The sequence below is a fragment of the Paraburkholderia sp. BCC1876 genome (assembly GCF_902833695.1).
Taxonomy (GTDB): Bacteria; Pseudomonadota; Gammaproteobacteria; order Burkholderiales; family Burkholderiaceae; genus Paraburkholderia.
On record NZ_CADFGI010000009.1, the window covers coordinates 168,735 to 194,544 of the forward strand.

Annotated in this window: 17 protein-coding genes; 10 read left to right on the forward strand and 7 right to left on the reverse strand. The window is 63.9% G+C overall.

Translation table 11 applies throughout. The features are described 5' to 3' along the window. Window positions 1-161: 161 nt before the first annotated feature. A complete protein-coding gene (locus HWY05_RS28330; RefSeq protein WP_035551986.1) occupies window positions 162-794 on the forward strand; it encodes a TetR/AcrR family transcriptional regulator in 633 nt (210 codons plus the stop codon). A gap of 148 nt (window positions 795-942) precedes the next feature. On the opposite strand, the gene phaZ is transcribed toward HWY05_RS28330, so the two are convergent. Both phaZ and HWY05_RS28340 read right to left on the reverse strand, forming a co-directional pair. Next, window positions 943-2,220 (reverse strand): polyhydroxyalkanoate depolymerase, encoded by a 1,278-nt coding sequence (gene phaZ / locus HWY05_RS28335; RefSeq protein WP_035551984.1) that lies wholly within the window; start codon window positions 2,218-2,220, stop codon window positions 943-945. 181 nt (window positions 2,221-2,401) lie between these two features. Beyond that, entirely contained in the window at window positions 2,402-4,282 is a 1,881-nt protein-coding gene (locus tag HWY05_RS28340; RefSeq protein WP_176060422.1) for a glycoside hydrolase family 15 protein, read from the reverse strand. A gap of 230 nt (window positions 4,283-4,512) precedes the next feature. Here HWY05_RS28340 and HWY05_RS28345 point away from each other — a divergent pair, with 230 nt between their 5' ends. Beyond that, on the forward strand, window positions 4,513-4,758 hold the full coding sequence (locus HWY05_RS28345; RefSeq protein WP_035551979.1) for a hypothetical protein: 246 nt from the start codon (window positions 4,513-4,515) through the stop codon (window positions 4,756-4,758). 179 nt (window positions 4,759-4,937) lie between these two features. Here the strand turns inward: HWY05_RS28345 and HWY05_RS28350 are convergent, their stop codons facing one another. After that, complete coding sequence (locus HWY05_RS28350) at window positions 4,938-5,090, reverse strand: DUF3096 domain-containing protein (protein WP_081935917.1); 153 nt, start codon at window positions 5,088-5,090, stop codon at window positions 4,938-4,940. 247 nt (window positions 5,091-5,337) lie between these two features. Between HWY05_RS28350 and HWY05_RS28355 the strand changes: the two genes are divergently transcribed. Then, complete coding sequence (locus HWY05_RS28355) at window positions 5,338-6,645, forward strand: lactonase family protein (protein WP_176060423.1); 1,308 nt, start codon at window positions 5,338-5,340, stop codon at window positions 6,643-6,645. 127 nt (window positions 6,646-6,772) lie between these two features. Here HWY05_RS28355 and HWY05_RS28360 read toward each other — a convergent pair whose 3' ends face one another. Together HWY05_RS28360 and HWY05_RS28365 are read right to left on the reverse strand one after the other, a co-directional pair. Continuing rightward, the gene (locus HWY05_RS28360; protein ID WP_176060424.1) at window positions 6,773-11,122 is read right to left on the reverse strand and encodes a DNA translocase FtsK; all 4,350 of its coding nucleotides are present in this window, start codon (window positions 11,120-11,122) and stop codon (window positions 6,773-6,775) included. A 138-nt stretch (window positions 11,123-11,260) separates the two neighbouring features. Next, on the reverse strand, window positions 11,261-11,860 hold the full coding sequence (locus HWY05_RS28365; protein WP_035551973.1) for an META domain-containing protein: 600 nt from the start codon (window positions 11,858-11,860) through the stop codon (window positions 11,261-11,263). Between the two features lie 241 nt (window positions 11,861-12,101). Here HWY05_RS28365 and purT point away from each other — a divergent pair, with 241 nt between their 5' ends. From purT to HWY05_RS28395, 6 genes are all read left to right on the forward strand, one after another. Further along, on the forward strand, window positions 12,102-13,322 hold the full coding sequence (purT, locus tag HWY05_RS28370) for a formate-dependent phosphoribosylglycinamide formyltransferase (protein ID WP_176060425.1): 1,221 nt from the start codon (window positions 12,102-12,104) through the stop codon (window positions 13,320-13,322). 254 nt (window positions 13,323-13,576) lie between these two features. Beyond that, entirely contained in the window at window positions 13,577-13,753 is a 177-nt protein-coding gene (locus tag HWY05_RS38750; RefSeq protein WP_347880822.1) for a DUF6726 family protein, read from the forward strand. Window positions 13,754-13,868: 115 nt separating this feature from the next. Further along, entirely contained in the window at window positions 13,869-14,237 is a 369-nt protein-coding gene (locus tag HWY05_RS28380) for an MliC family protein (RefSeq protein WP_035551969.1), read from the forward strand. 285 nt (window positions 14,238-14,522) lie between these two features. Further along, entirely contained in the window at window positions 14,523-16,175 is a 1,653-nt protein-coding gene (locus HWY05_RS28385) for an acetolactate synthase large subunit (RefSeq protein ID WP_176060426.1), read from the forward strand. 52 nt (window positions 16,176-16,227) lie between these two features. Continuing rightward, entirely contained in the window at window positions 16,228-17,664 is a 1,437-nt protein-coding gene (locus HWY05_RS28390) for an aldehyde dehydrogenase family protein (RefSeq protein ID WP_176060427.1), read from the forward strand. A gap of 416 nt (window positions 17,665-18,080) precedes the next feature. After that, a complete protein-coding gene (locus HWY05_RS28395) occupies window positions 18,081-19,589 on the forward strand; it encodes a DEAD/DEAH box helicase (RefSeq protein ID WP_176060428.1) in 1,509 nt (502 codons plus the stop codon). Between the two features lie 247 nt (window positions 19,590-19,836). Here the strand turns inward: HWY05_RS28395 and gluQRS are convergent, their stop codons facing one another. Beyond that, a complete protein-coding gene (gluQRS, locus tag HWY05_RS28400; protein ID WP_176060429.1) occupies window positions 19,837-20,736 on the reverse strand; it encodes a tRNA glutamyl-Q(34) synthetase GluQRS in 900 nt (299 codons plus the stop codon). A 37-nt stretch (window positions 20,737-20,773) separates the two neighbouring features. Continuing rightward, window positions 20,774-21,637 (reverse strand): sulfurtransferase, encoded by an 864-nt coding sequence (locus HWY05_RS28405; RefSeq protein WP_035551955.1) that lies wholly within the window; start codon window positions 21,635-21,637, stop codon window positions 20,774-20,776. 443 nt (window positions 21,638-22,080) lie between these two features. On the opposite strand from HWY05_RS28405, the gene dnaE reads away from it, so the two are divergent. Continuing rightward, entirely contained in the window at window positions 22,081-25,665 is a 3,585-nt protein-coding gene (dnaE, locus tag HWY05_RS28410; protein ID WP_035551949.1) for a DNA polymerase III subunit alpha, read from the forward strand. Window positions 25,666-25,810: the final 145 nt, after the last annotated feature.

Consider the following 25,810-nt stretch of genomic DNA (forward strand, 5'->3'; position numbering starts at 1 on the left):
TGCCATCCGCAATCCATGTGCCATAATCGAAGCGCTTTTTCGAAAGACCGCAGAAGGGTGTCCCCCAACCATGGCGCGCCCGTTCAACGCTGTCGGTGCAAGGTCCGAGGAGAGACCGGCGGCGCGATCCGGATAACGCGGCTCACGAAGATGATGCCACCATGAATCAGCCGAAAATCAAAAGAGATCCTGAAGGCACGCGGCGCCGCATTCTGCTTGCGGCGGCCGAAGAGTTTGCAAATGGGGGGCTATTCGGCGCGCGCGTCGATCAGATCGCCCGCCGCGCGGAGACGAATGAACGCATGCTCTATTACTACTTCGGTAGCAAGGAGCAGCTTTTTACTGCGGTACTCGAGCACGCGTTCAGCGCGCTCAACGAAGCGGAACGCACGCTCGAACTGGCCGGTATCGCGCCGGTCGAGGCCGTGACGCGCCTCGCGCATTTTGTTTGGGATTACTACCGCGATCATCCCGAACTGCTACGTCTCATCAACAACGAAAATCTGCATGAAGCACGCTACATGCAGAAGTCGACGCGCATCCGCGAAATGATCTCGCCGATCGTCGCCACGCTCGGCGGCATTCTCGAGCGAGGTCAACGCGCGGGACTGTTTCGCACCAACGTCGATCCGTTGCGCTTCTATGTGACGCTGTCCGGCATGGGTTATTACATCGTGTCGAACCGCTTCACGCTCGAGGCCACCCTTGGCCGCGATTTCAGCAGTGCGACCGAACGCAGCGAAGTGGTTCAGATGAACACCGAGTTGCTGCTCGCGTATCTGTTGCGAAAGTAGCGGCGAATATCGCGGTGGGTGGAATGCCGCGGTATTCGCGCGGTATTCCTAACCGTCGTACTCGCGCTATCACTTGCCGGCTTTATAAACAACAACGGCCTCCGAAGAGGCCGTTGTGAGTGACTACGCGCTGGGTATTCAGTCAGAGTCAGGCTTCGACTTTTTCCTTCACGACCTTCGGCGCTTTATTGTGCTCGAGGATGAAGTCGCGCAACTGCGGATAGATGATGGTGCGCCAGCGGCGCCCCGAGAAAATGCCGTAGTGTCCGCACTTTTCCGCAGTGAAGTGACGCTTGTCCTTCTCCGGAATGCCGGTGCACAGATCGTGCGCGGCATAGGTCTGGCCGTCGCCGGAAATATCGTCGAGCTCGCCTTCAATCGTGAATAGCGCGGTCTTCGTGATGTCCTGCGGACGCACACGTTCACCGGACACGTCCCACGTGCCTTCGGCCAGATTGAAGTCCTGGAACACCACGCGGATCGTGTCGAGATAGTAATCGGCGTCCATGTCGAGCACGGCGTTGTACTCGTCGTAGAAACGGCGATGCGCTTCCGCGTCGTCTTCGTCGCCGCGCAGCAGACTCTGGTAGAAGTCCCAGTGCGAAGCCGCGTGACGTTCCGGATTCATCGCGACGAAACCGGTGTGCTGCAGAAAGCCCGGGTAAACCTTACGGCCCACGCCCGGATAATTCGGCGGTACCGTGAAGATCACGTTGTTCTCGAACCAACCGTACGAGTGCTGCGTGGCGAGCGAGTTGACCGAGGTCGGGCTCTTACGCGCGTCGATCGGGCCGCCCATCATCGTCATGGTGCGCGGCGTTTCTTCGCCGCGGCTCGCCATCAGCGAAATGGCGGCGAGCACCGGCACCGTGGGCTGGCATACCGAAATGACGTGCAGGTTCTTCGCGCCGATGTGGCGGATGAATTCCTGAATGTAGGCGACGTAATCGTCCAGACGGAACTCGCCGGCTTCGAGCGGCACCATGCGGGCATCGATCCAGTCGGTCAGGTAGACCTTGTGATCCTGCAACAACGTGCGCACGGTGTCGCGCAGCAAGGTGGCGTGGTGGCCCGACAACGGCGCGCAGACCAGCACGACCGGCTCATCTTTCAATTGGGCAACAGCGTCGCTGTCGTCCGCGAAACGCTTGAAGCGCATCAGGCGGCAAAACGGTTTCTCGATGATCGCTTGTTCGATGATCGGAATGTTGTGACCGTCTTTGACAATCTGATGAAGGTTGAACTCAGGCTTTTCGTAATCTTTGCCGAGCCGGTAGAGCAGTTCGTAACCGGCCGAGAGGCGCGTGGCGCCGGGCACATAAGCTAGCGGGCTGGCGGGATTCGCGAATGATTTGGAAGCGGCCTGGGCCCAGGCGGTGAGAGGGCTCAACATCGCCCGCTGGAATTCGTGCAATTGGTAGAGCATGGGTGCTCCGTTTCAAGGCGGTTCGCATGGGGCTTCGCAAACACGCGTGTGGCGTTGTGGCGGGCCAAATTGGTTGTGGGCGCATTGATTTTCGGCCAACAATCTGTCCGATCATATCGAACAACGCCTACTTGTGCAATGCAGCAATTCGCGTACTACCTGCACGCAAACTGTCATTAAATCATGCTACTGGCGATGCTGCTCCGCCGCTATCGGGGCTTGCCTCAGCCTCAAGTTCCGACTGTCCGGTGCCGTTATGCGGCGGCTGTCCGGTCGCCTGGGCCATCTGCTGTTCGTGTTTCATCAGGTTCAGGCCGGTGTGCACCAGCGCCACATGCGAAAACGCCTGCGGGAAATTGCCGACGAGGCGCTTCGTCGCCGGATCGTATTCTTCCGCGAGCAAGCCGACGTCGTTAGCGAGCGCGAGAAGGCGCTCGTACATGGCGATCGCTTCGTCGAGGCGGCCTTGCAGCGCGAGGTTGTCCACCATCCAGAACGAGCACGCGAGAAACGTGCCTTCGCCGGGCGGCAGGCCGTCGTCGAATTCGGTGGTGCGGTAGCGCATCACGAAGCCGTCGTGCATCAGATTTTTTTCGATTGCCGCGACCGTGCCTTTAACGCGCGGATCGTCGGGCGGCAGGAAGCCGACCATCGGCATCAGCAAGACGCTGGCGTCGAGTTGATCGCTGCCGTACGACTGCGAGAACGCGTTGAGCGTCGGATTCCACGCCTGTTCGCAAACCTGCGCGTGAATCGTGGCGCGAGTGGCGCGCCATGCGTCGAGCGGGCCCTCGAGTTGGAACATTTCCGCCGAACGGATCGCGCGGTCGAACGCGACCCACGCCATCACCTTCGAGAATGTAAAGTGCTGGCGGCCGCCGCGGGTTTCCCAGATGCCTTCGTCGGGTTCCTGCCAGATCGTGTCGAGGTGGCTCAGCAGCGCGCGCTGCACGTTCCACGCCGTGTCGTCCGCCTGCAGGCCGCCCACGCGCGCCAGATGCAGCGCGTTCATCACTTCGCCGTACACGTCGAGCTGACGCTGGCCGACCGCGTTGTTGCCGATCCGCACCGGCTTGGCGTCCTGATAGCCCGGCAGCCAGTCGATCTCGAACTCCGGCAAACGCCGTTCGCCGGCAATGCCGTACATGATCTGCAACTGATCCGGCGCGCCGGCCATCACGCGGCCGAGCCAGCTGCGCCACGCGCGCGCTTCGTCGAAGTAGCCGCCGCGCATCATCGCGAGCAGCGTGATGGTGGCGTCGCGCAGCCAGCAGTAGCGGTAGTCCCAGTTGCGCGTGCCGCCGAGTTGTTCCGGCAGCGAGGTGGTGGGCGCGGCGACAATGCCGCCGGTCGGCTCATAGGCGAGCGCCTTCAGCGTGATCAGCGAGCGGCGGATCGGCTCGGCCCAGCGTCCTTCGACCGTGCCGCGCGCCGACCATTCGAGCCAGTGATTCTCGGTGCGCGCGAGCGATGTATGCGGATCGCGCGCGGGCGGAATGCGCAGATGCGAGGGCGCGTAGGCGAGCGAAAACGGCACGCGTTCGCCTTCGTTCACGGTGAATTCGGCGACGGTTTTCATATCCTCGCCGCGCAATTCGACAGGCGTGCGCAGCACGGCGGTGTCCGGCCCGACGATCGCCTTGATGCCGTTGTCGTGCTTCAGCCGATCGACCCACGGCACCGAAAAGCCATAGTCGAAGCGCAGCACCAGTTCCATCTTCATGCGCACGCTGCCGCGTTTGCCGACCACGATGCGGACCATCTCCGACCAGCCGTTGCCTGGCGGCATGAAGTCGATCAGCGTGACGGCGCCCTCGGGCGTTTCGATGTCGGTTTCGAGGATCAGGGTTTCGCCGCGATACCGGCGTGTGAAGGTGGGCGTAGCGTCCGTGACCGGCGCGATCAGCCAGCGGCCGTTGTCGGGCGTGCCGAGCAGGGCGGCGAAGCAGGCGCCGGAGTCGAAACGCGGCCAGCAGAGCCAGTCGACGGAACCGTCGCGGGAGACAAGCGCGGCCGTGTGGCCGTCGCCGATAAGCGCATAGTCTTCGATGAGTGCGGGCATGGAATAGCGTGTCAGAGTGACGCACGGCGAGCACCGCCGCGCGCGAGGTCGTGGTTATTACCGGACTCGCCTAATGCGCTTTGGTTCATCGGGCAATACCGCGAAACGCGGGTTGGTAAATTGTCAAATCCCTGCCTACAATCGGATTTCGAGCCGATGCCCGGAACGCTCCGGATCGTGATCGGCCTTGCCCCTGGCGCAACCAGACGCCGCTTCCGAGGATCCGAACGATGCTGAACCCGTCGAAAACCGATTGCATCACCATACTCTCGGCCGCGAGCAAAGTGGCCGACGATTCGATGTTGCCTCTCGATCATGGCCGGTTGGGCCTAAGCCGCAACGGCATGTTGACGGCCATGGCATTTCTGGTCGAACGGGCCTGCTTCCGCCGCTATCAACACGGTGACGGCCATTATGCCGTTGGCGGATTGTCGTTGCAGGGGCGTCTGCGTCTCGATCAGCTTTCGAACGGCTGACTGTCGGGAAGACCATCGGTCCGACTACCGGCCGCGTGACGAACTGACGCTGAAGCGCGCTCGCGCGCTTCAGCCCTTCACCTCTTCACCCTGAACCAACGCACGACCGGATTCAAATGCCGGTCGTGCGTTTTCGTGCGTCCACGGGTTGCGTTCGCGCTGCGGGTCCGCTGCCTGGTTCAGAAATGCGTCGACCCCATGCCGAAGATCCCGATGATGCCGATGATGATCAGATAGAGCGCGACGATGTAGTTCAGCAAGCGCGGCATGACGAGAATCAGAATGCCGGCGATCAACGAAACGAGCGGGCCCAGGCTGAGTGTGACGTTCATGAAGACTCCAAAGTGTGAGACGCGTGAGACACGATTGAAAAAGATTGAAAAAATGCCCCGTCAGGCGGGACACTATTTACCGATGCAGCTTCGCATGCAGCAGCCTGCGAGTCGACCGGATTCGCTGCATGATCCGACACAACGCTTCTATACTGCTTCGACAAGAACAACGCTCGACCCATCGCGCGGCAGACCAGAGACACCACTACAACCGATTCACCGAATAACCGATGTCCAGGAGGTCTCAATGCTTCGTCGTCACCGGGCCGCTCAGCGTGCCGTCGCGGATTCTCATCGGCCTGCCGCTGCTACCGACGCGGCTCAATCCACTTCATGGCGCGCGGGGCGGCCTGCTCCGTTGCGCTCCGCCCGTTCGATAATAAAAGGTTTCGCGCTCATGGTCTCGATTGTTGCAACGCATGCGTTTGCGCAAGGTTCCGGCCCGGTCCCGGCCGATGGTGTTTACGACATGCTGGTCGGTACTTACACCGGCGGCACGAGCCAGGGGCTCTACGTCTATCGCTTCGACACGAAGACGGGCGAGGCAACGCGCGTCTCGGTCGCGCAGACGGTCAACCCGTCGTATCTGGTGGTGAGCCGCGACCGCCGCTTCGTCTACGCGGTCAACGAATTGCCCGGCGACAACGGCCCGGCTTCGCAGCGCGGCGGCATCAGCGCGTTCCGCTTCGACGCCGCGAGCGGGCAACTGAGCTTCCTCAACAAGGTCTCGTCGGACGGCAACGATCCGTGCTATCTGAGCCTGTCGCCGGACGGCAAGTATCTGCTGACGGCGAACTACTCAGTCGCGGCCGACCCGGGCGGCAGCTTCGCGGTGTTCCCGCTGCAGGACGACGGCCAGGTCGGCGCTTCTGTGCTGACCGTGCATCATGAAGGCGGCGGTCCGGTGAAGGGACGTCAGGACAATTCGCACGTGCACTCCACGGTGTTCTCGCCGGACGGTCACTATCTGTTCGCGCAAGATCTCGGCGCCGACAAGCTGTACTCGTACCGTTACACGCCGGACGGTAGCCGCGGCCTGTTCGGTCCGACCGACTGGCGCTATACGCAGGAGAAGGCGGGCACGGGACCGCGTCACCTGGTGTTCGGCGCCAACGGCAAGCAGGCGTATCTGACGAGCGAACTGGCGGGCACGGTCAGCACGTTCAATTACGACGACGGCAAGCTCACGCAGGTGCAGACTCTTTCGCTGACCGAGCCGGGCTTCAAGGGCGCGGTGGGCGGCTCGGCGATCCATCTTTCGCCGGATGGGCGCTTTCTCTACGCGTCCAATCGCGGCGACGCGAACGACATCGTGATTTTCTCGGTGGATCCGACGAATGGGCACCTGAAGAAGATCGGCCATCAGTCGAGCCTCGGCAAGTCGCCGCGTGAGTTCGCGATCGATCCGACCGGCAACTGGCTGATCGTCGGCAATCAGAATAGCGGCACGGTGTATGTGTTCAAGCGCGATCAGCAGAGCGGTTTGCTCGAGGCGAACCCGAAGCGGATCGAGATCGATTCGCCGGTGGACTTCAAGCTGGTGTCGCCGTCGTGAGCGTCGAGGCAGCGTGAGTTGATTTCCCTTGATCTCACGCGCTGGATAAAAAAACGGGCCGCTCAGTTGAGCGGCCCGTTTTGCTTTGGCTGCGTGTTTCGCTTTCGATCGCGCAGTGACCCCGAAGTTACTCCGCAGGTCCTGGCGCCAGCACTTCGCGGCTGCCGTTGATGCCCATCGCCGACACCAGCCCAGCGGTTTCCATCTGCTCGACCAGACGCGCCGCGCGGTTATAGCCGATGCGCAATTGCCGCTGCACCGACGAGATCGACGCGCGCCGCGTGCGCACCACGAAGGCGACCGCTTCGTCGTAAAGCGGATCGGCTTCCGCGTCGGGCGATTCGCCGAACAGGTCCTGGGCCGCGCCGCCGTCGGTGGCGGGACCGTCGAGAATGCCTTCTTCGTACTGCGGCTCGCCGAACTGCTTCAGGTATTCGACGATGCGATGCACTTCTTCATCCGCGACGAACGCGCCGTGCACGCGCTGCGGGTAGCCGGTGCCCGGCGGCAGGAACAGCATGTCGCCCTGACCGAGCAGCGACTCCGCGCCCATCTGGTCGAGAATCGTGCGCGAGTCGATTTTCGACGACACCTGGAACGCCACGCGCGTCGGAATGTTTGCCTTGATGAGGCCGGTGATCACGTCGACCGACGGCCGCTGCGTCGCCAGAATCAGGTGAATGCCGGCGGCGCGCGCTTTCTGTGCGAGGCGCGCGATCAGCTCTTCGATCTTCTTGCCGGCCACCATCATCAGATCGGCCAACTCGTCGATCACCACCACGATCAGCGGCAGCGGCGCGAGCGGCTCGGGGGCTTCCGGCGTCAGCGAGAACGGATTGCCGAGCTTCTTGCCCTTGGCTTCGGCGTCGCGGATTTTCTGGTTGAAACCGGGCAGGTTACGCACGCCGACCGCGGACATCAGGCGGTAGCGTTTTTCCATTTCGCCGACACACCAGTTCAGCGCGTTGGCCGCCAGCTTCATATCCGTGACGACCGGCGCGAGCAGATGCGGAATGCCTTCGTAGACCGACAGCTCCAGCATCTTCGGGTCGATCATGATCAGGCGCACTTCTTCGGGCGTTGCCTTGTAGAGCAGCGAGCAGATCATCGCGTTGATCGCCACCGACTTGCCCGACCCCGTGGTGCCCGCGACCAGCATGTGCGGCGCCTTCGCCAGATCGGCCACCACCGGATGGCCGGTGATGTCCTTGCCCATCGCGAGCGTCAGTTGCGAATGCGAGTTCTGATAGACGCTTGCTTCGAGGATTTCGGACAGACGGATGGTTTGCCGTTTCGCGTTCGGCAGTTCGAGACCCATGCAGGTCTTGCCGGGAATCGTTTCGACCACGCGGATCGACGTGAGGCCGAGGCCGCGCGACAGATCCTTCATCAGACCGACGATCTGACTGCCGCGCACGCCGAGCGCCGGCTCGACTTCGAAACGCGTGATGACCGGACCGGCCGATGCGCCGACCACGGTGACCGGCACCTTGAACTCCTGCAGACGCTGTTCGATCAGCAGGCCGGTTTCGATCAGCTTTTCTTCCGAGACCGGTTCGATGTCAATGTCGGCGGGCGCGAGCAGGTCGAGGGTCGGGAGTTCGACCATCGATGCGGCGGGCGCGCGGAATTCGAAACCGTTGGCGGGGCTGTGGCCGCGTACGGGTGGGCGCTGGGTGGCGGGGGTGGGTTCGGTGGGTTCGGCCGGTTCGCTGGACTCGATCGGTTCGTTTGGCTCGATGGCTTCGATGGGTTCGACGTGTCCGGCGGGCAATGCCGACTGCGAGGCTATGCCTGCTTGCGCTGACGGGGCGGCGGCTTCGACGACGATCGGGCTCGAATCGACCGGCGCGGCCTGCACCGCGAACGGGAAGCGGACCACGTTCGAAGCAGACGGCGGGACGTCGGTCGGCCGCACGGCGGCGACTACGTCCGCCGGCCGCACGGCGGCGACTACGTCCGCCGCGCTGTGGGCCGCTGACGATTCGGATGTCTCGGATGCAACGGATGGGGCAGGGGAGTCCACCGGTTCCGCTGCGCGTGGTGCCACGTTGTCACTCGGGCTCTCGATGCGCGGCGACGACGGCGTGACTTGATGCGGCGGCACCGATGTTTCCGACAGTGCGTTGCTGCGCGCAGGCGATTCGCTCGCTGACAGCGCCGCGTGCGACGACGCGGCAACACTGTTGACGGTTTCCCAGGGCGCGAGCGGCTTCGGGATAACGACCTCGGCAACCGGCGTCGGCGTTGTGGATGGCGGCTGAGCGACTGGCTCGGCATCTGCCGGGTGCGTTGTTGCTGCGTTCCCAACTGGCGCTGCGGTTTCCGATGTCGCTACGTGTGCACGCGCCGAGAACTGGGCGGCCGGTTGCGCATCTTCGACGTTGGTGTTCGTCAAGGCTTCCGTGTGAGCGACGGATGGCGTTGCGTCGTCTTCTGCGTTTTCTGCGTTTTCCGCGTCGTCTAACGGAGACGCGTTGTCGGAGGTCTCGCTCTGTTGCAGGCGGGCCGCAAAGATCTGGAACGGCGTGGGGGTGGTGACAGGCACGGCAGGCTGCGAATTGAGCTCAACGGCAACCGTGGGGGTGAACGAAGTCACGGGCGTCGGCGGCGTTGCCGGTGCGCGCGAGGATTCAGCCGCGGATGTCGGCGCTGGCGATGTGTCGGTCATGGACGTCGTCGCTGGCGAGGATCCGGCCACAGGCGCATCCGTCGCCGATGCGGGCGCTACAACCGGCGCGAATGCCGGCGCGGCCGTCAACGGTGGCTGAATGACCGGCGGTTCAATCGGCCATTGCACGACGGGTTCGGCGTTGGCGTCAGTGTCGACGTGGGTTTTGGTGTCAGCGCGGGCGTGAGCATCTGCTTCCGCTTCGATATCAGAGTGAGCGTCAGCGTCCGCGCCAAGCGGCGCATCGAATGCGCTATCCGCATGCCGTGCTTCAGGCGATATCGCGGACGCAGCTTCAGCCTGCGCCGTTTCAACTGTGGGTTGCGCCGGTTGACCATGCTCAGCTTCGGCCGCAGCCGAGACCGCCGTATTCGCAGGCCCCGTGCCGAGCTTTGCATTTTCCGCGCCGCTCGTGCGCGCGAGGCTCACGCCGGCAATGTCGGTCCAGCGTGCGGTGTTTTCGGCGATGCTGCGCAGCGTTTCCTCGACGCTCGCGGGCGGTGCGACTTTTTGCGTCGTCGGCATGGGCCGCGTGTATGCGGACGCGCCGGGGCGGCGTGTGCTTGCCGTCGACATTGCGATGTCGGCACGCGGCGCAACTGGGGACGGTTGTCGCTGCACGGTAGCGCGATTGATCGGACCCGCCGGATTCGCTGAACTTTGGCCCGTCGACGGACGACCCGTCTGAACTGTGGCGTTCCTCACGGAACCCGCAGACGTGTTCGCGGGTGAACTTGTAAGAGCTGGCCCAGCAGTGCGAGGCGTGGCGCGTGTCGCAGCCGCAGTCATGGTCTGGGCAGCTCTCGAGGCGCTGGTTTGAGCGGCAGCAGAGCTTGCGGTACTTGCCAAACCTGCGGCGCTCGCCAGACCGGGAGCGCTGGCCAAACCGCCGGCATTCGCGGCGCCCGCAGCACCGGCCAAACCTGAGGCACCAGCCAATCCCGACGCGCTAGCCGAACCCGCAGCACCGGCCAATCCGGCAGCACCAGCCAACCCCGCCGTACCCGCCGCCGATCCCGCCGACCTTTGCTCGCGCAACCATCCCGCCGGCGCAACCGGCTCAGCGGGCATCCACGCAGCCTTATCCGCGCCCGACTTTTGCGCGGGCATCTGCGCTTGTCGCGGCGGTGTCGCAACACCCGTGCGCAGCACCGGCTCCGCCGGCTGCGCCGCGCGGGCCCGCGACGGCGTCGCACCAGCACGCCAGCTCGCGCCGGAATTCCGCGCCGCCGCATCCTTAGCCGCCGCAGCAGCACCCGCCGCACCCGCCGCCACATCCGCCCCACGCCCACGCGAGGGCGGCCGCCACACCGTCGGCCGCGCGTAACGCCCGTTAGTCTTGGGCGCCATCGTATTAGTCGTCGGCGACACATGCGACGACACACCCTCATCGACGCTGCGATGACGGCGCGCTTCTTCATCGCGTTTAGCCAGCCCGCGCGACAAGCCCAGCCCGAACGCGCCGTCGGCCCACACGGCGACATCGCGCCAGCGGAAATCGATCAGCCAGGGCAGGCTGATGCCGAGCAGCGCCAGCGCCGCGAGCGGCGTGCCGATATGCCCGAGCAGATGGCCGAAGCCCGCGGCCAGCGCGTGGCCGACACCGTTCACGCCGACCACGTCGAGCAGCGACGCCTCCAGCGTGCAGCTCGCCACCATCACGCAGACGAAGCCGAGCCACAGCCGGATCGTGCCCGGACCGCGCAAACCCGCGCCGCCCGGCAGCACCGACTTCACGAGACGCCACAAAAGAGGAATGAACCAGACGGCCGACCCGCCGAACCAGCCGAAAACTACCGTGTGCATGCTAGACATCAACGAATGACGGACGCGCGAGAACGCAATCCGTCGAGTTTAAACCGGCGAAGCCAGTGGCTTCGAAAGCAGACGCAAGCGAGCTTGCGTCGAAAGAAAAACGGTGCATTGCCGCGCGCCGCGCGCCGATCATTTAGCGCTGCGGTCGAACGTCAGCGTATCGCCGTTATCGAGCACCAGTTGCATCTGCTGCGGTGCGCGCATTTGCACGCCGGTACGGTCGATATGCGTCAGCGCGTTCAGATACGCGCCTTCGAGCTGCCCACCCGGCGTCATGCACGCCATGCGCGTGCCGCCCAGCGTGCCGAAGCTCAGCTTGCCGTCTTTCAGCCCATACGAACCCATGTAGCGGTTGCAGCCGGAAAAGCCGCTCGCGTGCCGCTGGCCTTTGTCGGTGGAGAGCGTGAGCGTGATCGGCGCGCCCTGATCGGCGGACGGAATCGCGCGCGCGCTGCCGTCGGCCTGCTTCCAGCCGCTCAGCACCCAGCTCGTGTCGTCGAGCAATTGCGTGGCGGCGGGATTGAACGGATCGGGCGCCGCGGCTTCCGAATCGGGATGTTTCGGGATCGCGCAGGCGCTCAACAGCGCGGCGACGCCCAGCCCGGCCAAAACCGTGCGCGCATGACGAGCAAAACGCGGAACAAAGCGCGGAACAAAACGCGGAGCGAAATACGAGACGAAAGGTGAGGTAAAGCGCGCAATACGTCGCGCGGAGGAGCTTTGGAGCATGGCGTCGTTCCTCTTCAAACTGGCGAAGGCGTAAGGGTAACGCACTAAGCTCGCCGCACGCGAGCGCAACGGCGTGCCAAGCGCTTAATCGGGCCGCCGGCGGATCGGTCCGCGGCGCGCCTGCGTGCCCCACGCGCAGATGAGAATGCAGCCGCTGCGAGCAAGGCGCGGCGAGGGGCCAGCATGTTAACATCGTGTTCTATCCAATCCCACCCTCATCCGACTTTTATCTGGAGACCCCATGCAGATCGGCCAACGGATCGGCACGCCCCTTTCTGAATCCGCTACGCGCGTCATGCTGCTCGGCGCCGGCGAGCTCGGCAAGGAAGTGATCATCGCGCTGCAACGGCTGGGCGTCGAAGTGATCGCCGTCGACCGTTACCCGAACGCACCGGGTCACCAGGTCGCGCATCGCGCCCACGTGATCGACATGACCGACCGCGCTGCGTTGCGCGCGCTGGTCGAGCAGGAGCGCCCGCATCTGATCGTCCCCGAGATCGAAGCCATCGCGACGGAGGCTCTTGCCGCGATCGAAACCGACGGTCTCGCCGAAGTGATCCCGACCGCGCGCGCCACGCAGCTCACCATGAACCGCGAAGGCATCCGCCGTCTGGCCGCCGAAGAGCTCGGCTTGCCGACTTCGCCGTACGCGTTCGCCGATTCGCTCGACGAACTGCGCGCCGGCATCGCCAAGGTCGGCTATCCGTGCGTGGTGAAGCCGGTCATGTCGTCGTCGGGCAAGGGCCAGTCGGTGCTGAAGAGCGACGCCGACGTCGAACCCGCGTGGCAATACGCCATGGCCGGTGGCCGCGTGAATCACGGCCGCGTGATCGTCGAAGGCTTTATCGACTTCGAGTACGAAATCACGCAATTGACCGTGCGCGCCATCGATCCGGCAAGCGGCGCGGTCAGCACGTATTTCTGCGATCCGATCGGCCACGTGCAAGTGGCGGGCGACTACGTCGAATCGTGGCAGCCGCAACCGATGAGCCCGCTCGCGCTCCAACGTTCGCGCGAAGTCGCGGAGAAGGTGACGGCGGCGCTCGGCGGCCGCGGCCTGTTCGGCGTCGAGCTGTTCGTGCGCGGCGACGAGGTGTGGTTCTCGGAAGTGAGCCCGCGTCCGCATGACACGGGTCTGGTCACGCTGTGCTCGCAGCGTTTCTCGGAGTTCGAACTGCACGCGCGCGCGATCCTCGGTTTGCCGGTGGATACGTCGCTGCGGGCGCCGGGGGCGTCGGCGGTAATTTATGGTGGGCTCGACGAAACCGGCATCGCGTTCGAAGGCGTGGCGGCGGCGTTGGCCGTGCCCAACGCGGATCTGCGGCTGTTCGGCAAGCCCGAGAGTTTCCTCAAGCGTCGCATGGGCGTGGCGCTGGCCACCGGCGAAAATCTCGACGAAGCCCGCTCGCGTGCGAAGCAGGCCGCGGCGGCGGTGCGGCCGGTGTCCACGAAGTCGAAGTGACGTCGAAGCGACGTCGAACAGGGCTACGCGAAACAGGGCGAACGAATGCACGGCGACACGTGTCTATGTGCCATATAGTCCGCCGTGTGCGCGGTGTCGCGCGCGGGACCCGAATCGTTGAAGCAGGTAAGCAAGTGTAAGAGGTAGGCATGATGCAGGGATTCCGCAGCAGTCAGTCGAGCAGTCACTTCGAGGTTGAGTCCGGGTCCGACGCGGGTGTCGACTCCGCTTCCAGCGCTGGAAAGCAGCGTGGTGTGGCCGGGCGGTTGGGCGCATTGAGCGTGGTGCTCGCGTTGAGCGCTGGTCTGGCAGGTTGCGGTCTCGCGGCCGCGCCGTGCCGGGTCGCATCGGCGGGTCTGAAGATCGTGCCGCTGGTCGGGCACGTCGCCGCCGCGCCGACCGACGCGTGCGCCAATGTGATCGATCCGTAAGCACGCGGTCCGCGATATCGAGGCGCGTCATGCGGCCGCGCAGCGCGGCGGCGTTCGTCGCGCCATCGGCATCGCGCCACGCATCGGCGGCAAGCAGCAACTAACGAGGCTTCCTATGAAGAAATGGCTTGTTGCAGTCACCACGGCGGCCGGTCTCGCGGCGCTCTATGGCAACGCGTGCGCCGAACCGTTACGCCTCGCCGAGATTCAAACCAAAAACCGTCAGACGCATAAATACACCTGCGCGACCGGCAAGATTCTGCAGGTCACTTACTGGAACACGGCCAACGGCCAGAGCTTTGCGCTCGTGCCCGTGAAGGGTCAGCAATTGCTGTTCGTCAACACGCTGTCGGCGTCCGGCGCAAAATACCAGGCTGGCAGCTACACGTGGTGGACCAAGGGGCCGCGCGCCGACCTGTACGACGCGACAGACGGCGAAAACGCACCGCCCATGCTGTCCGACTGCGTCACCATCAATCGCTGACCGCGATGCGGTGGCCTTGCGTGTCAACGCCGCCTGTCTTGATTGCTTCGCCTGCGCTGCCTGCTTCGCCCGCGTCCCCCGCCTTCCGCCGCGCGGCACTGCCCGCCCGCACACATCCTTTCCGTTCGAGTAGTAAGCTGTCCGGCGTGGCATGCACCACGCCGTTCCGCCATGCCGCGCGTTCTCCGCGCGACTGCTGTCGTCTTCGATCGTCCGTTTCGTCCGTTCCCGGACCCTGACGGCCGGGCTCACGGCCCGCGTCCGTTTCATCAAGCGAGACCCTCCATGAAAGCATCGGACCTGTTCGTCAAATCGCTGGAAGCCGAAGGTGTCGAGTACGTGTTCGGCATTCCCGGCGAAGAAAATCTCGATCTGCTCGAATCGCTGCGCCGCTCCAAAATCCGTCTGATCCTCACGCGTCACGAACAGGCGGCCGGCTTCATGGCCGCCACTTACGGGCGTCTCACCGGCCGCCTGGGCGTCTGTCTGGCCACGCTCGGCCCGGGCGCGACCAACTTCGTGACCGCCGCCGCGTACGCGCAGCTCGGCGGCATGCCGATGCTGATGGTCACCGGCCAGAAGCCGATCAAGTCGAGCAAGCAGGGCCATTTCCAGATCGTCGACGTGGTGCGGATGATGGAGCCGCTCACCAAGTACACGCGGCAGATTGTTTCGATCGGCAATATCCCGGCGGCGGTGCGCGAGGCGGTCCGGCAGGCGGAAGAAGAACGGCCGGGCGCCACTCACCTCGAGTTGCCCGAAGACGTCGCGCATGAAGAGGGCGACGGCAAGCCGATCCCGAAGAGCTTCAGCCGCCGTCCGGTGGCCGAGGAAAAAGCGGTGGCGCGCGCGGTCGAGGCGATCAAGAGCGCGAAGCATCCGCTGCTGATGATCGGCGCGGGGGGCAATCGCAAAACCACCACCAAAATGCTGCGCGAGTTCGTCGACCAGACCGGCATTCCGTTCTTCACGACGCAGATGGGCAAGGGCGTGATCGACGAATCGCATCCCATGTGGCTCGGCAACGCGACCTTGTCCGACGGCGATTTCGTGCACCGCGCGATCGATCACGCCGACTGCATCATCAATGTCGGTCACGACGTGATCGAGAAGCCGCCGTTCTTCATGCGCAGCGGCGAAGCGGGCGAAAAGACGGTGATTCACGTCAATTTTCTCGGCGCGGAAGTGGATACGGTGTACTTCCCGCAGATCGAAGTGGTCGGCGATATCGCCAATGCGGTGTGGCAACTGAAGGAAAGTCTGAAGGAACGTCAGGAGCATTGGGACTTCACGCGCTTCAAGGAGATCAAGCAGCACTTCGAGGCGCATCTGGTCAAAGGCCAGCACGACGACCGCTTCCCGATGTACCCGGTGCGGATCGTCAACGACGTGTACGAGACCACGCCGGTGGACGGCATCGTGTGTCTGGATAACGGCATGTACAAGATCTGGTTCGCCCGCTATTACCGCGCGCACGAACCGAATTCGCTGCTGCTCGACAACGCGCTGGCGTCGATGGGCGCGGGCTTGCCGTCCGCGATTGCCACCAAGATCGTGCACCCGGACCGCAAGGTCATGGCCGTGTGCGGCGACGGCGGCTTCATGATGAATTCGCAGGAACTGGAAACGGCGGTGCGCCTGAAGCTCGATCTGGTGGTCCTGATTCTGCGCGACGACGCGTTCGGCATGATCCGCTGGAAGCAGGAAAACATGAATTTCCCGGACTACGGCATGACGCTGGCGAATCCGGATTTCGTGGCCTACGCGGAGAGTTATGGGGCGAAGGGACACCGGATCGAATCGGCGGCGGAGTTCGCGCCTTTGCTGCGCGAATGCTTCGTCACGCCGGGCGTGCATGTGATCGATCTGCCGATCGACTATTCGGATAACGAGCGCGTGTTGAACCGCGAGATCAAGAGGTTGAGCGCGCAACTGTGATCACTGTGATCACTGTGAGCACTGTCAGGCATTGGAACCAGGAGAGCGTGTCATGTTGAACAAGACTTACCCCTACTACCTCGCCAACGAAGCCGTGGCGGCCAACACCGATCTCGAAGTCACCGACAAATTCAGCGGCGAAGTGGCCACCCGTGTGGCCATGGCCGACGCCGCCGCGATCGACCAGGCGATCGGCCATGCGGTCGCGGCGATGCCGGCCATGCGCGCCTTCCCGCCGTTCAAGCGCCAGGCGGTGCTCGAACATTGTGTGAAGCGTTTTCGCGAGCGTTACGACGAACTGGCGCTGGCGCTGTGCATCGAAGCCGGCAAGCCGATCAACGACTCGCGGGGCGAGGTCACGCGGCTGATCGACACGTTCAAGGTGGCCGCGGAGGAATCGGTGCGGATCGACGGCGAGATCATCAATCTGGAGATTGCGCCGCGCGCCAAGGGCTATCACGGCTATGTGAAGCGTGTGCCGATCGGGCCGTGTTCGTTTATCTCGCCGTTCAATTTCCCGCTGAATCTGACCGCGCACAAGGTGGCGCCGGCGATCGCGGCAGGCGTACCGTTCGTGCTGAAGCCGGCGAGCCGCACGCCGGTCGGCGCGTTGATCATGGGCGAGATTCTGGCGGAAACCGATCTGCCGAAAGGCGCGTTTTCGATTCTGCCGGCGCATCGCGACGGCGCCGATCTGTTCACCACCGACGAACGTTTCAAGCTGCTGTCCTTCACCGGCTCGCCGGCGGTGGGTTGGGATCTGAAGAAAAAGGCCGGCAAGAAGAAGGTGATTCTGGAGTTGGGCGGCAACGCGGCCGCGATCGTCGACGGCGATCAGGGCGGCAAGCTCGACTACGTGGTGGACCGGCTGGCGTTCGGCGCGTTCTATCAGTCGGGGCAGAGCTGTATCGGCGTGCAGCGGATTCTGGTGCATGCAAGCCTCTACGACGCGCTGCGCGAGAAACTGATCGCGAAGACGAAGTCGCTGATCATGGGCGATCCGAAGGACGAAAAGACTTTTGTGGGCCCGATGATCTCCGAATCGGAATCCAGACGCCTCGCCGGCTGGATGGACAGCGCGGTGCAGGCGGGCGCGAAGATCGTCGCCGGCGGCAAGGTGGAGGGCGCGATGTTCGAGGCCACGCTGCTCGAAGGCGTGAAGCGCGATAGCGACCTGTATCGCAAGGAAGCGTTCGGCCCGGTGGCGATCCTCGAGCGTTTCGACGACTTCGGCGCGGCGCTCGCCACCGTCAACGACAGCGACTTCGGCCTGCAAGCCGGTATCTTCACGGATTCGCTCGCGAATGCGCACCGCGCGTGGGACGAACTCGACGTGGGCGGCGTGGTGATCAACGACGTGCCGTCGTTCCGGGTCGACAACATGCCGTACGGCGGCGTGAAGGATTCCGGGCTGGGACGCGAAGGCGTGCGCTACGCGATCGAGGACATGACCGAATTGCGCCTGATGGTGATGCGTGAGACCTGGTAGGCGCGGGTAGTAAGCGCGGGTAAATGGCGGTTGGCCCCCAGTGAGCGCAGGCTGTCACGGAACTGTCGCCTGCGCGCACTACGCTCGCCAGCGAGGCGCGGCGGTGTTTTGCCGGGTTTGGCTGGTGTTTGCTGGAATTCGCACCGCATTGCCGGTCCCCGGACAGCGAGCGGCGGCGCGGCTTTCGCTGACGTAAGCAGAAAGCCGGCAGATGCGCCATGAGTGTTTTTGCTGAAGTGCTACAATACCGGCCTTTCCGGCGGGTGTTTCCGCCGGCCGGAGCCGGCCGCATTTTTTCCTGCAATACCAACGGGTCCCGTGCGGAACGCCGTGGCTCCGCCTTCATCACAATGCCCTCTGCGGTTCCGACCGCTGCCGCGCGCACGCGCCAAGCGCATTTATTAGCGAAAGCCACCATGTCCGACACAGCCGTCACGCCCAGCACTGCGACTTTTGATCAATTCGGCCTCGCGCCCGATATCCTGAAAGCCGTCAAAGAATCGGGCTACACCACGCCTACGCCGATCCAGGAGCAGGCGATTCCCGTCGTGCTGGCCGGCCGTGACATGATGGGCGCCGCGCAAACCGGCACCGGCAAGACCGCGAGCTTCTCGCTGCCGATCATCCAGCGGCTGCTGCCGCAGGCGAGCACGAGTGCTTCGCCGGCCCGCCATCCGGTGCGCGCGCTGATTCTCACGCCGACCCGCGAACTGGCCGACCAGGTCGCCGCGAACGTGCAGTCGTACGCGAAGCACACGGCGCTGCGCAGCACGGTGGTGTTCGGCGGTGTCGATATGAACCCGCAGTCCGAAGCATTGCGCCGCGGCGTCGAAATTCTGATCGCCACGCCGGGCCGCTTGCTCGACCACGTGCAACAGAAAACCGCCAATCTCGGCCAGGTGCAGATTCTGGTGCTCGACGAAGCCGACCGCATGCTCGACATGGGCTTCCTGCCGGATTTGCAGCGCATTCTGAATTTGCTGCCGAAGGAACGTCAGACGCTGCTGTTCTCGGCCACCTTCTCGGGCGAAATCAAGAAACTGGCCGCCACGTATCTGCGCGACCCGCAGACTATCGAAGTCGCGCGCAGCAATTCCACCGCGACCAACGTGACGCAGATCGTCTACGAAGTCGCCGAAGGCGATAAGACCGGCGCGGTCGTGCAACTGATTCGCGAACGCAGCCTCAAGCAGGTGATCGTGTTCTGTAACAGCAAGATCGGCGCAAGCCGCCTTGCGCGCAGTCTGGAGCGCGACGGCGTGGTCGCGACCGCGATTCACGGCGACCGTACGCAGAACGAGCGGATGCAGGCACTCGACGCGTTCAAGCGCGGCGAGATCGAAGCGCTGGTGGCGACCGACGTCGCCGCGCGCGGCCTGGATATCGCCGAACTGCCGGCGGTGATCAACTTCGATCTGCCGTTCAATGCGGAAGACTATGTGCACCGGATCGGCCGTACCGGCCGCGCGGGTGCGTCGGGCGACGCGTTGTCGCTGTGCAGCCCGAACGAGCGCAAGCAACTCGCCGATATCGAGAAGCTGATCAAGCGTCCGCTGGACGTGCAGCATCTGACGGTGAATGCACCTATGCGTCATCATCATGAAGAGCGCGCGCCGCGCCGTGAGCGCAGCGAAAGCCGCGGCGAAGGCCGTGAGGGTCGCGAAGGCCGTGATGAGCGCGGTGCTCGCCGGCGTTCGGGTCCGGCGTCGTCGGGTTCGTTCGATCGGCCGCATCATCATCGCGCGCAGCCGGTGGACGATTTCTTTCTCAAGCCTTATGAGCCGTCGCCGGCTTCGGTTCGCAAGGTCGAAGAGGCTGCAGCTTCTTCCGCTGCCGCGCCGCAGAAGTCCGGTTCCAAGCAGCCTTTGGCGGCGTTGCTGGGTGGGTTTGGGATGCCGCGGAAGTCGACTACTCCGTCTTCCTGATCGCGCGGATGCGGATGGTGGTCTTTGCAGGTTGATCGGCGCTGCGCCCTATGCCCCGAGCGGGGCGGTAGCCGATAGTTTTAGGCCGGACAGGTTGGTCATCGCGGCGGTTTCTCTGTAAATCGCCCTTTGTTTTTGCTTCGCGCTTTTCTTCTTTTTTCTTCGCTTTCTGCTTCGTTTGGCGCCGCTCGGGTTCGGTTCTACTGGGCTCTCGGTCCGGTCGCCAGGCAGAAACTCCCGCCCGCATTCACTCGCTTATTCCCATTCGCCTGGCCCATGCTGCCGTGGCGGCCGCGTAGAAGCATTCCAGCGTTGCTGCCGGTTTTTGGCCGTTCGTCGTCAGGCCGAGGTCGAGGCCGAGATGCCGCGCCGCGGCGTTCAGCGCGTCGAGCGGCTGGTCGTCATCGAGCGCGGTCGCGCCGTTCTGCTTGCTGAGTTTTTCGCCGTGTTCGTTCGTGACCACGGGCACGTGCAAATAGTGCGGCGTCGGCGCGCCAAGACAGCGCTGCAGATAAATCTGCCGCGCCGTCGAATCCATCAGATCCGCGCCGCGGACAATATGCGTGATGTTGTCGTCGGCATCGTCAACCACCACGGCCAGTTGATACGCCCATTGATCGTCCGCGCGCCGCAGCACGAAATCGCCGACTTCAGTGGCCAGGTTCTGCGTCTGCGGACCCTGCCAGCGGTCCTGGAAGGTGATGACGGCCGCATCGCCGTCGGGCACGCGCAGGCGCCACGCGCGCGCCGGCTTGCCATGCAGGCCGGTGCGGCAAGTGCCGGGATAAGCGAGAGTCGTATTGCGCGCATGTGCGTGCAGCAGCGAGTCGGCGATCTCCTTGCGCGTGCAGCCGCACGGATAGATCAGTCCGGTGGACTTCAACTGTTCCAGCGCCTGCAGGTAGCGCGGCATGCGACGGCTTTGCCAGACCGGCGGCTCGTCCGCGTGCATGCCGAAACGTTCGAGCGTCGAGAGAATGCTCTCGGCGGCGCCCGGCACGGTGCGCGGACCGTCGATATCTTCGATGCGAACCAGCCACACGCCGCGATGCGCGCGTGCGTCGAGCCAACTGGCGAGCGCGCTGACGAGGGAGCCGAAATGCAACGGCCCGGTAGGCGATGGCGCGAAGCGCCCGCGATAGGTCATGGCTGGGTGATCCGCACCGCCGGCATGTCCGCCCGCATTACGCCGCGTGCGCGGCCTTGCCGTCTGGATGGCACGCGGGGCACGTCTTGCCCGCCACGTACAGCGGCGACTGCTGCGCCTCGGGCGGCACCACCGCGCGACAGCCGAAGCACTGCACGGTCGACGTGGGTTCCAGTTGCGGATTCAAAGCGGTGCGGTAATCGAACACGAAGCAGTCGCCTTGATAATGCGCGCCGCCCACTTCCTCGAAATACTTCAGGATGCCGCCTTCGAGCTGATACACGTTCTCGATGCCGACTTCCTTCATGTGGATCGCGGCCTTCTCGCAGCGAATGCCGCCGGTGCAGAACGACACGACGGTCTTGCCTTCGAGGTCGGCGCGGTTCTGCTCGATCACCTCGGGAAATTCGCTGAATTTCGAAATGCGGTAGTCGAGTGCGTTCTCGAAGGTGCCGACGTCGACTTCGAACGCGTTGCGCGTGTCGAGCATCACGACCGGGCGCCCCTGGTCGTCGTGACCGCGGTCCAGCCAGTGTTTCAGCGTGGGCGCGTCGACGAACGGCGCACGGCCGAGTTCCGGGCGGATCGCCGGCTTCTTCATGGTGATGATTTCGCGCTTGAGCTTGACCAGCATGCGCGTGAACGGCTGCTTGTCGGACAGGCTTTCCTTGAATTGCAGCGTGGCGAACTTGCCTTCGAACAGCGCGTCGTGACGGATGTAGTCGATGAACGCGTCGGTCGTCTCACGCGTGCCGGCGACGAACAGGTTGATGCCTTCCGGCGCGAGCAGCACGGTGCCGCGCAGGCCGAGCGCGTTGCAGCGATCGGTGACGAACGGGCGCCACGCGGCGGTGTCTTCGATGGTCGCGAAATGGTACGCGGAGAGGTTGACGATACTCATGTGTGTTCAGCGGTAAGAGGTGGCCGACGGCGCGGAGAACGGAGCGAGTGAGGCTGCCCGCGGTTGGGCGCTCACGTTTGGCCTCCGTTTGGACCTCGTTTGGCGCGGCCACGTCGAATAGGGCGAAACCCGTATTATCCCTCAACCCGGCACTTTCCCCGACTCGGCCGAATGGCCAGGGATTTGCGCTAGCGCAAATCGTCCGCGATCTCGTGGCGCGTTGCGGCCGGTTGTCAACAAAGGCGGGGCGAATTCACGCGGATTCACGCGGATTAGCGCAAGGTTTTTTGACGCCGCGGGCGAGCGGCGTCGCTCTCACGTGGCCGTCGCAATTGTCAAAAATAGCGCGGAGCGCCAGTGCATAAAGGCTGCCGCGTTCGTGTCCTAAGCCGAACGGCCAACGCGCGGTTTTGGCCTGAAAACTCCCGGAGGGTGGAGTTACAATGTCGCCCATGTCAGATCCCCGCTTCGTTCATCTCCGCGTTCACTCCGAATTCTCGATTGCCGACGGCATCGTGCGTCTTGACGACGTCGTCAAGGCCGCTGCCAAAGACGGTCAGGGCGCGCTCGCCCTCACCGATCTCGGTAACGCGTTCGGCCTCGTCCGTTTCTACAAGGAAGCCCGTGGCAAAGGGGTCAAACCCATTGCCGGCTGCGACGTCTGGATCACCAATCCCGACGACCGCGACAAGCCTTCCCGTTTGCTGCTGCTGGTCAAAGACCGGCGCGGCTATCTGAATCTGTGCGAGTTGCTCAGCAAGGCGTCGCTCACCAATCAGTATCGCGGTCGCGCGGAAGTCGAGGCTGGCTGGCTCGAATCCGGCCTGGGCGAAGGCTTGCTCGCGTTGTCCGGTGCGCAGCACGGCGACATTGGCCTCGCGCTCGCGGCGGGTAACGAAGAAGCGGCCAAACGCAACGCATTGCATTGGGCGAAGGTCTTTCCGGGCGGCTTCTATATCGAGTTGCAACGGAGCGGTCAGCCGGGCGGCGAGCAGTACGTGCAGCAGTCGGTCGCACTTGCCGCGGCGCTGAAGTTGCCGGTGGTCGCCACGCATCCCATGCAGTTCATGACGCAAGACGATTTCACCGCGCACGAAGCGCGCGTGTGTATTTCCGAAGGCGACATTCTCGCGAATCCGCGCCGCTCGAAGCGCTTCACGTCCGAGCAGTTTTTCCGCACGCAGGAAGAAATGGCCGCGCTGTTCGCGGACATTCCGTCGGCGCTCGCCAATACGGTCGAAATCGCCAAGCGTTGCAATCTCACACTCGAACTCGGCAAGCCGAAGCTGCCGCTGTTCCCCACGCCAGACGGCATGTCGCTTGACGACTACCTGGTGCAGTTGTCGAAAGAGGGGCTCGAGAAGCGTCTCGAACAGTTGTACCCGGACGAGGCCGAACGCGAAGCGCAACGCGCAACGTATTACGCGCGCCTCGAATTCGAGTGCGGCACGATCATCAAGATGGGCTTTCCGGGCTACTTCCTGATCGTGGCGGACTTTATCAACTGGGCGAAGAACAACGGCGTGCCGGTTGGCCCCGGCCGGGGTTCGGGCGCGGGTTCGCTGGTCGCTTACGCGCTCGGCGTGACCGACCTCGATCCGCTGCGCTACAACCTGCTGTTCGAACGTTTCCTGAATCCGGAACGGGTCTCCATGCCCGACTTCGACATCGACTTCTGTCAGCACGGCCGCGATCGCGTGATCCAGTACGTGAAGGAAAAGTACGGTGCGGACGCGGTGTCGCAAATCGCCACGTTCGGCACGATGGCGGCGAAGGCGGCGGTGCGCGACATCGGGCGGGTGCTCGATCTCGGCTACATGTTCACGGACGGCATCGCCAAACTGATTCCGTTCAAGCCGGGCAAGCACGTCACGATTGCCGACGCGATGAAGGAAGAGCCGCTGTTGCAGGAGCGCTTCGACAACGAAGATGAAGTGCATCAGTTGCTCGAACTCGCGCAGCGTGTGGAAGGCCTCACGCGTAACGTTGGTATGCACGCGGGCGGCGTGCTGATCGCCCCCGGCAAGCTGACCGATTTCTGTCCGCTGTACACGCAGGGCGACGAAAGCGGCGTCGTGAGCCAGTACGACAAAGACGACGTCGAAGCCGTCGGCCTCGTGAAGTTCGACTTTTTGGGTCTGACCACGCTGACGATTCTCGACTGGGCCGAGCGCTATATCCGCCGTCTCGATCCGTCGAAGCAGGACTGGTCGCTCGCGCAGGTGCCGCTGGACGACGCGCCGTCGTTTTCGATCCTGAAGAAAGCGAATACGGTCGCGGTGTTCCAGCTGGAAAGCCGCGGCATGCAAGGCATGCTGAAAGATGCGCAGCCTGACCGCTTCGAGGACATCATCGCGCTGGTCGCGTTGTACCGTCCGGGCCCAATGGACCTGATCCCGAGCTTCTGCGCGCGTAAGCACGGCCGCGAAGTCGTCGAGTATCCGGATCCGCGCGTCGAATCTGTTCTGAAAGAGACCTACGGCATCATGGTCTACCAGGAGCAGGTGATGCAGATGGCGCAGATCATCGGTGGCTACTCGCTGGGCGGCGCCGACTTGCTGCGTCGCGCGATGGGTAAGAAGAAGGCCGAGGAAATGGCCGAGCATCGCGAGTTGTTCCGCCAGGGCGCCGCGAAGAACGGGCTGACCGGCGAAAAGGCCGACGAAATCTTCGACTTGATGGAGAAGTTCGCGGGCTACGGCTTCAACAAGTCGCACGCGGCCGCGTACGCGCTGCTCGCGTATCACACCGCGTGGCTGAAGGCGCACCATCCGGCGGAATTCATGGCGGCGAATATGTCGCTCGCCATGGACGACACGGACAAGGTCAAGATCCTGTTCGAAGACTGCCTGACGAACAAGATGGCGGTGCTGCCGCCGGACGTCAATCTGTCGGCGTACCGCTTCGAACCGGTCGCGGAGCCGGACGGCAAACGCTCGAAAACGATCCGCTACGGTCTCGGCGCGATCAAGGGCAGCGGCCAGAACGCGATCGAAGAAATCCTGCGTGCGCGGGAAGACGGTCCGTTCATCGACATTTTCGATTTCTGCAATCGCGTCGACCGCCGTATCGTCAATCGTCGCACGGTCGAGGCGTTGATCCGCGCCGGTGCGTTCGACTCGCTGCATGCCAATCGCGCGCAGTTGATCGCTTCCGTCTCACTCGCCATGGAAGCCGCCGAACAGGCGAGCGCCAATGCGCTGCAGGCGGGCCTGTTCGACATGGGCGACGCGCCGTCGCAAGGTCACGAACTGGTCGACGAGCCGGAGTGGGCGGAAAAGAAGAAGCTTCAGGAAGAAAAGGCCGCGCTTGGCTTTTACCTGTCGGGCCATCTGTTCGACGCGTACAAGAGCGAAGTGCGCCGTTTCGTGCGGCAGAAGATCGGCGAATTGAAGGAAGGGCGCGACAAGCTGGTCGCGGGCGTGATCGCGTCGCTGCGCACGCAGATGACCCAGCGCGGCAAGATGCTGATCGCGCTGCTCGATGACGGCACGGGCCAGTGCGAAGTGACGGTGTTCAACGAGACGTTCGAAGCCCACAAGCAACTGTTCAAGGAAGACGAACTGCTGGTCGTGCAGGGTCAGGCGCGTAACGACGCGTTCACTGGCGGCATCCGCTTTACCGTCGAGACGGTCATGGATCTCGGGCGCGCGCGCTGCCGTTATGCGGAGGCCGTGAAGGTGGAGATGAACGGCAACGCAGACGCACTCGCGTTGCGGCGCGTGCTCGAAGCGCATAGCGCGGGTAAGGACGAACCGGCGGCGGCTCCGGCGCCGGTTGCGTCGGCGCGCGGTGGCAATGGTGGCGGGCGTAACGGCGGCGGAGGCGGCGGCTATGGCGGCGACAATGGCCGTCAGCGTCAGGCGGTGCAGATCCCGAACGGGCTGGCTGTGCAGGTGGTGTATCGCAGCGAAACCGCGCAGGGTGAAATGCGTCTGGGCGACGCGTGGCGCGTGAAGCCGACCGACGAACTCCTCGCGGCGTTGCGCGGCGAATTTGCCGGCAGTTCGATCGAAATCGTCTATTGATGGTTGGGTTGCCCGCGCCAGTGGCGCGGGCAAAACGACCAGAGGGTTCGGCTACGGCTTATAGGGCTGCCGCTTAGGGCTTCGTACGGTCGCGGCGATGCGGCAGCAGCTGCCCGGACACGGACAAGCCTCGACAACCAGGCGG